This window comes from Pedobacter sp. GR22-6 (assembly GCF_037402555.1).
GTDB lineage: Bacteria > Bacteroidota > Bacteroidia > Sphingobacteriales > Sphingobacteriaceae > Pedobacter.
In genome coordinates this window covers 893758-906209 of record NZ_JBBEUC010000001.1, presented here as the reverse complement: position 1 = coordinate 906209, position 12452 = coordinate 893758, and the positions used below count along the sequence as shown (strand labels likewise).

At 41.8% G+C, this 12452-nt stretch carries 12 protein-coding genes; 1 reads left to right on the top strand and 11 read right to left on the bottom strand.

All coding sequences use genetic code 11. The features are described from left to right. Nucleotide 1: 1 nt before the first annotated feature. From WAE59_RS04130 to WAE59_RS04110, 5 genes are read right to left on the bottom strand one after another with little or no spacing between them, the layout of a single operon-like run. The gene (locus tag WAE59_RS04130; protein WP_337854670.1) at nucleotides 2–778 is read right to left on the bottom strand and encodes an SDR family NAD(P)-dependent oxidoreductase; all 777 of its coding nucleotides are present in this window, start codon (nucleotides 776–778) and stop codon (nucleotides 2–4) included. Nucleotides 779–799: 21 nt separating this feature from the next. Continuing rightward, the gene (locus WAE59_RS04125) at nucleotides 800–3850 is read right to left on the bottom strand and encodes an efflux RND transporter permease subunit (RefSeq protein ID WP_337854669.1); all 3051 of its coding nucleotides are present in this window, start codon (nucleotides 3848–3850) and stop codon (nucleotides 800–802) included. Between the two features lie 11 nt (nucleotides 3851–3861). Further along, the gene (locus WAE59_RS04120) at nucleotides 3862–4908 is read right to left on the bottom strand and encodes an efflux RND transporter periplasmic adaptor subunit (protein ID WP_337854668.1); all 1047 of its coding nucleotides are present in this window, start codon (nucleotides 4906–4908) and stop codon (nucleotides 3862–3864) included. A gap of 5 nt (nucleotides 4909–4913) precedes the next feature. Continuing rightward, the gene (locus tag WAE59_RS04115; protein WP_337854667.1) at nucleotides 4914–6287 is read right to left on the bottom strand and encodes a TolC family protein; all 1374 of its coding nucleotides are present in this window, start codon (nucleotides 6285–6287) and stop codon (nucleotides 4914–4916) included. 46 nt (nucleotides 6288–6333) lie between these two features. Continuing rightward, nucleotides 6334–6942 carry a TetR/AcrR family transcriptional regulator gene (locus tag WAE59_RS04110; protein WP_337854666.1) on the bottom strand — a complete coding sequence of 203 codons (609 nt, stop codon included), beginning with the start codon at nucleotides 6940–6942 and terminating at the stop codon, nucleotides 6334–6336. A gap of 680 nt (nucleotides 6943–7622) precedes the next feature. Here WAE59_RS04110 and WAE59_RS04105 point away from each other — a divergent pair. Next, nucleotides 7623–8417, top strand: coding sequence for a hypothetical protein (locus tag WAE59_RS04105; RefSeq protein WP_337854665.1), 795 nt, complete (start codon nucleotides 7623–7625; stop codon nucleotides 8415–8417). A gap of 242 nt (nucleotides 8418–8659) precedes the next feature. On the opposite strand, the gene WAE59_RS04100 is transcribed toward WAE59_RS04105, so the two are convergent. From WAE59_RS04100 to WAE59_RS04075, 6 genes are all read right to left on the bottom strand, one after another. Then, nucleotides 8660–9160, bottom strand: a complete 501-nt coding sequence (locus tag WAE59_RS04100) for a hypothetical protein (protein WP_337854664.1) — start codon at nucleotides 9158–9160, stop codon at nucleotides 8660–8662. After that, complete coding sequence (locus WAE59_RS04095) at nucleotides 9157–9738, bottom strand: hypothetical protein (protein ID WP_337854663.1); 582 nt, start codon at nucleotides 9736–9738, stop codon at nucleotides 9157–9159. Before WAE59_RS04095 ends, WAE59_RS04100 begins: the two co-directional genes overlap by 4 nt. Before the next feature lie 579 nt (nucleotides 9739–10317). After that, nucleotides 10318–10773, bottom strand: a complete 456-nt coding sequence (locus WAE59_RS04090; RefSeq protein ID WP_337854662.1) for a hypothetical protein — start codon at nucleotides 10771–10773, stop codon at nucleotides 10318–10320. Next, a complete protein-coding gene (locus WAE59_RS04085) occupies nucleotides 10766–11332 on the bottom strand; it encodes a hypothetical protein (RefSeq protein ID WP_337854661.1) in 567 nt (188 codons plus the stop codon). The genes WAE59_RS04090 and WAE59_RS04085 overlap by 8 nt, the downstream gene beginning before the upstream one ends. A 16-nt stretch (nucleotides 11333–11348) precedes the next feature. Beyond that, nucleotides 11349–11762, bottom strand: coding sequence for a nuclear transport factor 2 family protein (locus WAE59_RS04080; RefSeq protein WP_337854660.1), 414 nt, complete (start codon nucleotides 11760–11762; stop codon nucleotides 11349–11351). Between the two features lie 3 nt (nucleotides 11763–11765). Further along, a complete protein-coding gene (locus WAE59_RS04075; RefSeq protein ID WP_337854659.1) occupies nucleotides 11766–12293 on the bottom strand; it encodes a TetR/AcrR family transcriptional regulator in 528 nt (175 codons plus the stop codon). Between the last annotated feature and the right edge of the window lie 159 nt (nucleotides 12294–12452).

The window sequence follows — 12452 nt, the reverse complement described above, 5'->3', positions numbered from 1 at the left end:
ATCAATTTGCACTTGCCAGCTTCATCTTTATTTTCATCATCACCGAGTCAGGCAATATTCCTGCTAAAATGGAATTGAAGCGGTTTTGAAAACCAATAATCTTCTTTCCTTTTCCGTGTAGCAGGAGGTTTACTCCTTCCGTAGCCACTGTTTTTACGGGGCTGGGTTTATTGGATTTCAGTAGATTAATCTCCCGCATCTGCTCAGAAATAAATGCTGTTTCTGTAACGCCAGGAGCAAGCGTGGTAACCACTACACCGGTTCCTTTGAGTTCGGCAGCGATGGTTTGAGAAAATGCTAAGACAAAAGCCTTGGTAGCGGAATACACCGACTGGTATGGGAAAGGCAAATATGCAATCACCGAGGACACGTTCATGATTCTGCCCGACTTTCGGGCTGCCATGTCTCTCGCGAACAATTTGGTCAGGATAACCAAACTGCTGACGTTAAGGTCGATCATGTCTAATTCCTTTTCCAGTGGGGTTTCCAGGAAACTTCCATATTCACCAAAGCCTGCATTGTTAACTAAATGGGAAACCAGGTAGCCGGAGTTTTTAACGTGATTGAATAAATGGACCGCTTGCGCTTTATTGATCAGGTCAGTGGCTATATGGTGCACTGTTATTCCGTATCTGGAAGTTAGTTCCTGCTGCATAGCCACCAATTTATCCTCGCTGCGGGCAGTGATTATAAGGTTGTATTCTAAAGCCGCGAGTTGTTGGACCATTTCGTAACCAATTCCTGATGATGCTCCGGTTATTAAAATATATTGTTTCATTGTACTCTATTTTTTAAATGATTAAATACTGTCAATGGAAGGTGGTATTAGCTTGTACATAACAGGGGTCACAATTCTGGAAAGAATGGTTGAACTGATCAAGCCACCTATCAACACAATGGCCAAAGGTGCGATGAGTGGATTGGGATTCCAGGCAAGTGGAATCAGTCCGCAAATTGCTGTTATAGACGTGAGTACAACAGGTAAAAAACGGGTCTCTCCTGCTTTATTGATTGCTTCGTCTATACTGTATCCCTCAGTCCGCAACTGGTTGGTGAAATCAACCAGTAACAGCGAATTCTTGACCTGTATGCCGGATAAACCAATGAAACCAATGATAGAAACTATTGACATCGGATGGCCGGTGATCAGCAGCATGACCACGCCACCCAAAATCCCTAACGGAATAATCGATAATACGATGATGATGCCTTTAAACGTTTTAAATTGCAGTAACAGAACGCCGACAAAAAGGAATGTACTCAATAGGATCACCGACAGAAAATTCCCACCCAGGGTATCACCTTCCGATTCCGCTTCACCCGATAGCTTGTAATAATAGCCGGCCGGCATTTGCAGTTTGTCCAGTTGCGGAACAATATCCTTCAGTACATCGTTCGCATATACATTCTCCTTGGTCAGGGAGGTAACCTTGGCGAAACGGGACTTATTGAAATGGTTGATGGCTGTGGGTGATTTCACAAATGAGATGGTTGCGATCTGGCTAACCAGTACCGGCACACCTTGTATATTATTTACGTATAGATTTTTAAACGCATCTAAGTTGGAAAATTTATCCCTGGCAAGCGTTAAAATGACATTGCGTGAATCGCCCTTGTCATCTATATAGTCACCAACGGTTAGTCCAGCGACGGCAATTCTAATCACCTTATCAACATCACTGGTAAGCACACCAAGCGTACGGGCTTTTTCCTTATTTATTTCTATTTTAACATCCGACTTATAGGTATTCAGTTCATTGTTGATGTAAACGGTTCCTGGATGATTGCGCAGCAAATCTTCCACTTTGAAGGATAGCTCACGCAACTTATTCGGGTCTTCACCAAAAATCCGAACTACGATATTGGCTTCTATCGCAGGGCCTTGTTCAAAATCCTTCACTTCAATTTTGGCGTACGGAAAATCTTTGAACTTTTCCCTTAGCTGCTTAACCAAGCCTGTTTTTGACTGAGGACTTGCTCCATCCTCCATCTGTACAAAAACCTGGGCAAAGTCGGGCTTAATATCCTGTTGGTGAACGTTGTAATATATCTGAGGGTTTCCCTTTCCAACATTGCTTGTATAGTATACGATCTCTTTGTGTTGCTTCAGTTCATTTTCTACAAGTTTAGTCACACGGTCACTTTCGGGAATGTCAGCCTGTAATGGCATTTTGATATTGATCAGGAACATGGGCTTTTCCGAGGTGGGAAAAAGTTTGAATCCCGCTTTCGTAAATAGGAAGAAAGCAAAAACACTAACAGCCAATGATATTCCAATGGTTATTTTAGGATATTTTAAAGCTCGGGGCATAATACCGCGATAACTGTAGGTAAGAAATTTTTGAAGTTGTTTCAGAAAATAATTGCCTTCTCCATCTGTATGCGTTTTCAATAACCTGCTTCCCATGAAAGGAACAAGTGTTAAGGCCACGATCATTGATGCCAGCACACTGGTAATTACGGCCATGGGCAGGCTGCGCATAAATTCACCGGCCGAATCCGGCAGGAAGGCAAGTGGCAAAAATGCGATTACCAGGGTCGCGGTACATCCAACGACTGCTACACCTATTTGTTTGGTGCCCTTTAGTACAGCATCCATCCGTGAATGTCCCTCTCGTAGCCATCGCTCTATGTTCTCTACCACGACGATACTGTCATCCACCAACAATCCCAACGCCACTACAAGACCAACAATACTGAGCTGGTTTAATGAAAATCCCAATAAATTCAGTGCAATCAGTCCCAATGCTAAGGAGAGTGGAATAGAAACCATAACGATGAGTGAGGCTCTAAATCCTAAGGGTAATAAGGTAATGACAACCAATACAATGGCCAAGGTAAAATCAAATCCAAGGTGTCCCAATCGCTGAGAAACCATTGTGCCCTGATCAAAAGTTTTGATAAGCTCAATATTCGCAGGTAATCTTTTAGAGAATTCTTCGAGTATGGGAAGAAACTCTTCCTGTACGTCTGCGATGTTCACATTGTCCTTCATTGCACCAGTAACCAGTACACAACGATGGCCATTCAACCTCGTAATATGGTTGACGGTTTCGCTTCTATAACTGACTACGGCCACATCCCTCAAATACACGATTTTTCCATTGGCGTTGTAGATAACGGTGTTGGCAACGTCATCAATGGTCTTGAACTTACCGCTGGTCTTAACATTAAATACCTTACTCTCCAAGTTGATGCTTCCACCAGGAATGTCCGCTGCTTCACTTTGCAGACTGCCGACAACGACACTTAGCGGAATTTTCATTTGTGCCAGCTTATCCACTTGCAGATCAACCCGGATTTCCTGCTCTGGCATTCCGGCATATCCTACTTCCTTAAGATTTGTTATTTTCTCCAGGCGGGTTTTAAGCATATCTGCCTCATCCCTCAACAATTTATCGGAAGCATTGTCCGAGATCAATGCCACCTGTAGAATCTTGACGTCAGAAGAAGAAATCTTTTGTATTTTGATCAGATGTATATTTTGCGGAAGGCCACTATTTTTTAGCGCATTTATCTCTGTGGAGATCTCCTGGTATTTATTGTCTATATCAACGCCGTATTTAAATTTGACCTTGAATGCCGCTACACCATCCTCAATTGTGGTCAATATCTTATTAATGTTCTCCAGACCGTAAATCTTATTTTCAATTGGTTTCACCACCTGCTCTTCCATGTCTTTTGGACTGGTGCCCGGATAGATCACGGTGATGAGATATTCGGGCGGATGTATGGTGGGGTCTTCCGAACGGGGCATCGTGAACAAGGTAAGTACACCGACCACCGCAAACAGCAGGAATATGATGAGGGTGAACTGATAGTTTTTGACGGCAAAATTTGTAATCTTCATTGCTGTAATTATTACCTGATGATTTTTATGGTGGATTTTTCGTTGAGATAGGCACTGTTGGAAACCACGATTTCTTTCACGCCCTCAAGTCCATCCTTTAGATAAACCTGCTCATTGTCGAATCTTGAAATGCTTATGGGAATTTTCCTGACCTTATTGGCTCCATGAGGTGTGAATATGAATGCCTTATCACCATCCGCCTCGACCAATGATGCGTATGGGATGACCCTGACATTTCCTTCCTGGTCTGTAGCTATTTCCGCTTTGCCAAACATGCCCACTGCCGGTTTTACGTCGTTTAATTTCAATTTCAGTTCTACCTGAAAGGAGCCGAGTGTAGGATCCGCCGCTTGTGACTTACGGAACACGAAAGCGTCGAATTTCTTATCGGAATATCCATCCAGGGAAACTGTTGCCGTTTGCCCAGGATTGATTGTTGCCCACTCACGGTCAGTTACCCCGACTTTAAGCAGGTAGTTGTTATTTTGCTGTGTTTCGTTAATGGCCAGCACTGGCATACCCGGGCCGATCACCTCCCCCTCGCTGACGATTTTTCGGCTCACAAAACCATCAGATGCCGCATGGATTTGGGCGTAACGCAGGTTGAAGGCAGTTGCCTCACTTGTTTTTTTTGCCACATCCAGTGCTGTTTTGGTATTCTGCAGCTGTTCAAGCGTAAAGACACTGTCCTTGTAGAGGTTCAATGCTCTGGTATAATCCCGTGAAGCCTTTTCTACGCCCATATTTGCCTGGGCCAGGCCGGCAGAGATTTCGGTAGTGTTCAGCGTGGCAAGCAACTGCCCCTTGTTAAAGAATTGTCCCTCATCAACAAGGATACGGCTGACTACCCCACCAATTTTAAAGGAATAGTTGGCTACGTTCTCTGTAACGATCAAGCCTGTGGCCTGAATTAAATGGGTTGAACCAATGGAGGAAACTGGTGCAACCTTCACCGAAATGATGTCCGGTTGACCTGGGGGATTTGTATTTTTTGGCTTTTCTTTGCAGGCGAACAATATGGATGTAAGCGCAATTAATGTAAGTTGGATCTTCTTCATGATATTTATTGTAGGTTAAAGCTGGCATTCGCACGCTCAATTGCCGCGAAAGATATCCAGGTATCAAATAATGCAATGTTGGATTGTAGTTGAGCATCCACCCACTGGTTCTGGGCGTCGAGCAGCTCAATATAGATGGCCATCCCCTCCTTATAAAGTTTGGTCATATCATTATAATAGGTCCTGCTGGTCTTCAGCTGAGACTCTGCTGCTTTATACTGTGCAATAGCACTTTGAAGATTTGCCCTGCGGACATTCAGTTCGGTAAGCAGCTGTTGTGTCACGTGATCGGTCTGTGCCGAAATGGCCTGTTGGTTGGCAATGGATTGATTGATCTTATGGCTGTTTCGTCCAGAGGAGAACAGGTTCCATTCCAATGAAAGCCCCAGCAGATAATATCGGTTCCTGTCGTTAAACTTCCAGTCGAAACCCTGCGAGCCCAGGTCAAGTGAAGTACCCATCTTGGGGATCAGGTAGGACTTGGCAAGACTAGTAAGGTTTCGATTGATTCCCTTGGCGATCTCCAGTTTTGACAGCTCCTCACGGCCGCTTACATCACTGATTGGCGGGTTGTCCTGTGCTGGTACGGACGGAACATCATCTATCAGTATTGCCTCGGTTAAGGGCCTGTTCAAAAGGAAATTGAAGTAATATCGGGCAGATTCCTCTGTTTTTTTGGCGGCCGTAAGTGAGGCATTAATTTTTGAGACTTCGTTCTGGCTACGTATCACTGCCGTACGGTTGATCTTGTTGTTTTTGAACAGGCTCTGGTTTACCCGTTCCCCTTCTTCGAGCAGTTTCAGAAATGATTGATAGATACTGATCGCATTGGTAGCCTTTATGTAATTGTAGTAAGCCGTTTTGATTTCCTTTACCAATTCACGTTTATACATCAGCACTTCTGCCTTATGGATATCCACCTGTTGGGATTTGATCCTCTTGTTGTACACCAGTTCTGCATTTAAGATGGGAAGGCTGGTGCGAAACTTGGCATCGTAGAAGTTATCTGGGTTCAATAGGATGCGCTGATTCTGGAGCTGTGGAAAGGAGTTACTCCCGGTAAGCTGATTCAACGTGGCGTAAGCAGCGTTAAAGAGATCGCCTGTGGGAAAGTCTATGGTTCTTCCTCCATCCGCCTTTGTATAGGTAGTAGAAAAGGTAACACTTGGAAAGAACATGCTTTTTGCCTCCTGGAGCGCGTAAACGCTTCTATGTAGCAAAAATTCCTGCTCTTTGATACTTTGGTTCGAAACTAGCCCCTCCCGGATATAGCTGTTCAATTGCTCCTGTGCGCTTGTTTGTTTGGCGTTGAAAACCGTGCAAAATAGCAGCAGGCAGAAAGTTGTTGTGTTTTGTAGAAAATTAAGTTTATTAATCATTGTAATAAAATATAACAGTGTTCAATTATTAAGCAAAAAAAAAGGGCTACCCTTTTTCTAACAGTGCAACAAAGCACGCGTATCCGTTCTCCATCAGTTCCTCATTGGTCTTGTTTTCGAAACTCGTCGTCTTGTCCTTACAGAACAGGGCGCAGATGCCGTGCATAGCTGACAGTATCATAAAGGTTAGATACTCGGTATCCATATCCTTGAAGCGGCCGGTATGTTGGCATTCTATAATCAGATTGCGTAAATACTTTAATGCTTCCTCTGCAATCTGGAAACCGTTTTCCTCTGATTTTTTCAAAGGTTCTTCTACCAGGAACATCAGGTTATAGTAATCTTTATGATCTTGCGCAAATTTAATGAGCACCATGCCCAGAGCTTTCAGGCGTTCGAAAGGATCTTTAACGGCGTCGAGCACCCGAAATTGTTTGAGTAATAAAATAAATCCTTCATTATGAAGCTCCTGAAAGATTTCGCTCTTGTCCTTGAAATGAAAATAGATCACTCCCGCGCTATAATTAATCTCAGTGGCGATATTACGCATACTGGTCTGCTGATAGCCGTTCTTAAGAAATACCTTTCTAGCACCGTTCAAGATGCGTTGACGCATTTCCTGTTTCTCTTTTTGCTTTCTTTCCGTTATGCCCATGGATATAATAATTTTTAAAGATAGGGATCGAATCTAATAAACTCACCATTCATCTTCAACATGCAAAAGTATTTGACACAACAAAAATATTGAACGCCGTTCAAAAAACAAAAGATTGATGTATAACAGTATCGCATTTTACGTGATCTTGACAAATTGCCACAATTTATCAAGATCAGGCAATGCATAAATCATAGTAATTTCGCCATGATCACTAATTTATGCCTGATTAATAATTACAGAATCTGTAGCGCACAACACACCGACCTCATAACCACTAATGGTCGGGTGTCTCGTCTTGCTATAGCTTATCATCAATCCGTGTCAAAATGAAAGCAAAATCAGTAGTAGCCAAGCATTCTACATAAAAATGTTAAATTACACCTCCATGATTGACCCTTTCCAGCCAAATTTTAAAAGGAATTATCGCCATCCCTCTGCCGGAGGTTCCATTAAGTTTATCGAATAACGCATAAGCACTGCTGATGGCATTGAAAAGCCAAACAACACCGGTCAAGCATTGCGTTCTTCAATCTTCGACGCAGACGTAGATCAATCGGATGGGAAGTGAAAGCAGGCTTCCTTTTCCTTGCTCTGCAAAAATTCCGATCCTATCCGAGATTAATTCTTAACTGTTAGAATTTGAACACATCCAATAATCATCAATAGATACAACTAAAATGGAAGAACGTTATCACAATTTTGACCACTCTCGCCAAAACACTGAAATCCAGCAACCAATTCAACCAAAAAAGAAGAGAAGAACCATTCTTTGGGTCATGTTGGTCCTATTGCTCTTGATCGGAGTTTCAGGCTTTGCCTATTTTTATGGCAGCTACCAGGCTCGGAAAGATTTTTATCAGACCGGCGATGATGTTGCGTATCCAGCAGACAGTGTTTACGTGGATGGCTGGGCCAGCCCGGCGGATTACGCCAACTGGAAAGATGCAGTCTTTACCATTCCGCAATACGACGACATCCCTGTATCCTTTAAAAGAGGAATAGTAAAGATTTTTATGGACAATGACTACTTGAATAAGGAGTCCTCCGAGATATATTTCTTCACCAAAATTAAAGACCGTGCTTACAGGGTAATCGCCTATGGAAATTTTACGGGACAAGGCGAACGTGAAATGGCATTTTTACTTGAAAGTGCGGATTATGAGAGCAGCGCCATTTTCATCATTCCACAAAAAGGAAACGTACTTTATTGGAAAAAACTACCTGGTGAGCTTCCTACCATCAAAAGCTTTAAAAAGGGCGACTTGATTTACATGGACAAAACCGAATTGGTGCCTGCACCGGTAGATGGGATTATCAGACAAACTAAAAGTTCAAAATACGTACTTATTTATAACCAGCAAACTAAAACTTTCAGCGAATATTATCAATATACAAATGAAGACATTAATAATATCCGCGAGGAAAGATCTGCTGAAGAAGAAGAAGTACCAGATTCGACGGATGCTGAATAGTAAAATGTACGGACCGTAATCCTTCCTTACCTTTTTAAGTCTGCGCTGTTGTGCTTAACCTATACCCCGATGTCTTCTGTTAACATAGGTTACAGTTTAGAAATAAATTAATTTCAAAAATGAATAAACACATTTAAATTCTACTAACACAAAGACAGTATAGTGGAGGTTTCCTCCCCGCTTTTGGTGGTAAAATAGAACATTAGTCAAATTACAGTCAACTACTTTCAAAGAGTTCCCATTTAAGGGCAATTTTTCTGTGCAATTTTACCTTCAACTCTTCCGACCACCAAAAGTGGGGAAGAGCCAGGTTTACTCCCGAGCCATGTACCATAAAACATCAGTACGGCGCCGAGAAAAAAGAACATTTTTATCCCTGTTTTGATATTGATGTGGTTCTTCATAACAAAGTTGACGGGAAACCTGTTTAAGTTGCCCGCATTGTGCGCCTGGTGAAATCCCAGCACCCTGTCTACCATATAGGCACCGATGATGATCATACAGTTTAAAAGCAATACAGTCAACACAGAGAGCACAACAGAGAAAAATGTGTTTTTAAAATGGGCAGATGGAACATGACCTGTAGCCTTGATCACCAGGGCGCTGAGGGCTGCAATGGCAAACACAACTGGAATGGCAATGGCCATATACTTTAGGTACTTAAATTTCATCGCCCCTTCAGGAATCTTCAAGACCATGGCAAGGTGGATGACAGTAAACAAAATGAACATCAAGTATCTCATCTATGCAGTTTTTTGGTAAGAAATTTAGCTTGTTTTGCTTTGAGGTCTGCAGTATACGCCTGATTTACAAACTGGTCATTTATTTGACCCTGCGGATTTAGGTATTGCTTCGACAATTCTGCCCTGGCCATCTGGGACAGCTCATTCCAGCTTGCAGGCTGGTTGCCAGACCGAGGGAATATCAGGTTGGGGAGCCCGGCAAAATAAATATTCCAATGTTTTTTTTCCAAGGCAGCATACATGACGTAAACATAATCCAGTTTTGCACCTTCCAGGTCGTCCTGGATGAGCAGCAACAGGTATGCACGGTCTTTCTGCGAATTGAAAAACACTGCCTCATCTATTTTCCACGGACATTCTGTCAATACCTGGGTGTCTTCTATTCCATCAGCAATCCAGGATCGCAATTGTTTTTTTACAACATCCTGCAGCACCTGGTAGCTGGGATGCTGCTCGTTTGCCTTCAAAGTATTTTCTAACATTGGAGCAGATTGGTCGGTGTTACTGCAACTTACAAAGGAAAATGCAAGCAGCATCAGAAAATAAATATACACTTTGCGACTGAGCGTTATCTTCATACCTATTAATACAAATATGGAAGCTGGTTGGTTTTGATCTGCAGTCATTTGCATTCAGGTTCATAGGTCGGTCTTTATTTACTTGTCGGCAATGTGCCTGATGATCCCGTTAGAGATGATAGAATGAAAAGGCAGTACTGCATACTAGTATAGACTACCGGCGATGCCAAGCGGTCGAAATACAGCAGTTTGCTGTATTTCATAGCCGATAATTTTAAATTCCAGCCAGGCCTCACAGGGCATTTTCATTTCGGCGTAACTGTCGCTTGTGGAGTAGATATTTATTTGGCGATGAATCTGCATCTAGGGGACCGGTTTTCATAAATTAGCTGTACATTGGATGATCTAGTTCAGTAAGAGAGAGTATTATGACCATCCAAACATTGCCATTTGTCAACCTGATATCTATTGACAGAGCTTCGGTAATGCAGTTATTTGATAAATGATTTGTTCACCCGAACTTTGCGAAATCAACAGCTCTCAATTGAATACCACGTCCCGGTATTTGCTCCATGGGGTCTTATTACCTCACAGCCTTTAAGCTCCCTCCCAATCGTGAGGAGCGGCAGTGGATCTGACTCAGCGGCCTTTCCGATTTCTGCTCAGGAAAACTGACTTTCGTAAAAATGCAAAACCATTTGTTAGCCGATGTTTTTTCGTAATGACTGGGATACTCAAGATAGCTAGAATCGATATGCAGGCAGATGCGCCCAGGGCACCGCCATACCCCTGAAAAAATTTACTTGCATTCAGAAATATAATGCAAAATAGAATCCCAGCGACTCCAATGAGCCAATAGTTTCTGATTAGGCGATTTGAAACCATTCCTATAAACGAAGAACCAATACAAACAAGTGGAATATTTTTTATTAGGTATGGGTCGATACCGAAGTTAGAAAATCTAAGAAGCAAACCCACAGAAAGGGATAGCATGGCCGATGAACGCACAGGCCCCTGTTTCAATTCTTCATTAATATAAAATGTAATGATAGCGCCCATAAACCCCACGCCGATTAGTATTAATAGGTTAAGCATATCTTGAAATAAGATAATAGATAAATGAGGTAGTGACCACTCCTGCAAAGGCTAAAGTGCCGAGCTTTCCTCCTACCCCCGAGAATAGACTTTTCGAAACTAAAATTAAAACAGCGGTAAAAAAACTTGCTGTAAGGACAAAAACCAGGTTGGGAGCTACGTTTGTACTAGACATGCCGATAAACGCACCACAATATATGGCGCTAGGAAGCTGTTGAAGGTAGGTCGATAGTTTCTTGAAATTCGGGATAAAAGAAGCTACTAGCCCAACGGCAGAAGCAGAAATCACCGGCCCCATTTCCAAATAATGATTAAGATAAAAAGATGTCACTGCTCCTATCGGAATCCATGATACAACCAGAATATGCTCATACTGATGTTCGTGATGATGAATTTTCCCACTCGTATACGCCACTAGTATCAGAATACTGATGATAGCGATCGAAATGAGAATTCCCGTAGACTGAAGATTTTCTCTAAAGATCGAGAAGAGAAAAATAATTTGGATCGACAGCATAAACATGATGGATGCTTTTCTGAGGAGCTTGTGTTTTTTCATTTAGTGGAAGGTAAAACTATTTTATTTTCCGCTGGTCTTCACTGATGGCTAAATTATTAATACTTGCATATCTCTTGGCCATTAAACCATTTTCATCAAACTCCCAATTCTCATTACCATACGCCCTAAACCAGTTGCCATCTAAATCCTGGAACTCATATTCGAACCTTACAGCGATGCGATTATCGGTATGAGCCCAATACTCCTTTTTAAGTTTATAGTTTAACTCTTTCTTCCATTTATCGGACAGAAATTCTACAATTTCTGCTCTTCCATTCACGAATTGATCTCTGTTTCTCCATTCACTGTCAACAGTGTAGGCTTTAGAGATTTTCTCAGGATCCTGTGAGTTCCAGGCATCTTCCGCAAATTGAATTTTTTGTAACGCGCTCTCCAATGTATATGGAGGTAGGGGAAATTTTTGTTCCATGATTTAATTGATTAAGTTATTTATAATTGACTTTGAACGTTCTATTAATTGATTTGACTTGAACATTTTACTTTCCGTAATGCAGCTCTCGAAGAGCAGGTAAACGTGATCCGAAATAGCCTCATCTGCAATCAGAGATTTAAAGAACTCCCTTAAATCTTCCTTGTGTCGTTGGATCGGATTTAATAGCTTAAGATTATCACCAGGTATTTCAGACAAAATATTCAGGAAACTACAGCCTCGAAAATTCTCTTTTGCATTCATATGGATCAAAAAATCAAATGATGAAACGACCTTGGATTTCAACCCTTCCGCCTTTTTAATGTAATCATACAATTCATTAAACCAGTACTCATGTCTTGCATCCAGGAAGGCTACACACAAATCCTCCTTTGATTTAAAATGCTGATAAAAACTTGCCTTGGCGACATTAGCCTCAGCAATTATTTGATTAATTCCTGTGGAGTTATAACCCTGACTTGCAAAGAGAACAGAGGCTGTCGCTAGAATCCTTTTCTTTGGTGATGACATAAAATCAAAATTTACTTATGCAAAAGTAGTAATAAAAATTACATAAACAGACAAGTCTGTCTATTTTTTTATAGTCTAATTTTTTATGCCGGGCGGTCCTTCAACTCCAGACATCCATTACCTTCACAGAATATGTTTTAAAAGACCAAATAGCAATGC

What these genes read in the sequence shown, in the direction of transcription:
- WAE59_RS04080 (WP_337854660.1), bottom strand. Translation starts at nt 11,762, where the DNA reads ATGGAACAAAAATTTCCCCTACCTCCATATACATTGGAGAGCGCGTTA.
- WAE59_RS04130 (WP_337854670.1), bottom strand. Translation starts at nt 778, where the DNA reads ATGAAACAATATATTTTAATAACCGGAGCATCATCAGGAATTGGTTAC.
- WAE59_RS04090 (WP_337854662.1), bottom strand. Translation starts at nt 10,773, where the DNA reads ATGCTTAACCTATTAATACTAATCGGCGTGGGGTTTATGGGCGCTATC.
- WAE59_RS04085 (WP_337854661.1), bottom strand. Translation starts at nt 11,332, where the DNA reads ATGAAAAAACACAAGCTCCTCAGAAAAGCATCCATCATGTTTATGCTG.
- WAE59_RS04100 (WP_337854664.1), bottom strand. Translation starts at nt 9,160, where the DNA reads ATGAGATACTTGATGTTCATTTTGTTTACTGTCATCCACCTTGCCATG.
- WAE59_RS04075 (WP_337854659.1), bottom strand. Translation starts at nt 12,293, where the DNA reads ATGTCATCACCAAAGAAAAGGATTCTAGCGACAGCCTCTGTTCTCTTT.
- WAE59_RS04110 (WP_337854666.1), bottom strand. Translation starts at nt 6,942, where the DNA reads ATGGGCATAACGGAAAGAAAGCAAAAAGAGAAACAGGAAATGCGTCAA.
- WAE59_RS04125 (WP_337854669.1), bottom strand. Translation starts at nt 3,850, where the DNA reads ATGAAGATTACAAATTTTGCCGTCAAAAACTATCAGTTCACCCTCATC.
- WAE59_RS04120 (WP_337854668.1), bottom strand. Translation starts at nt 4,908, where the DNA reads ATGAAGAAGATCCAACTTACATTAATTGCGCTTACATCCATATTGTTC.
- WAE59_RS04115 (WP_337854667.1), bottom strand. Translation starts at nt 6,287, where the DNA reads ATGATTAATAAACTTAATTTTCTACAAAACACAACAACTTTCTGCCTG.
- WAE59_RS04095 (WP_337854663.1), bottom strand. Translation starts at nt 9,738, where the DNA reads ATGAAGATAACGCTCAGTCGCAAAGTGTATATTTATTTTCTGATGCTG.
- WAE59_RS04105 (WP_337854665.1), top strand. Translation starts at nt 7,623, where the DNA reads ATGGAAGAACGTTATCACAATTTTGACCACTCTCGCCAAAACACTGAA.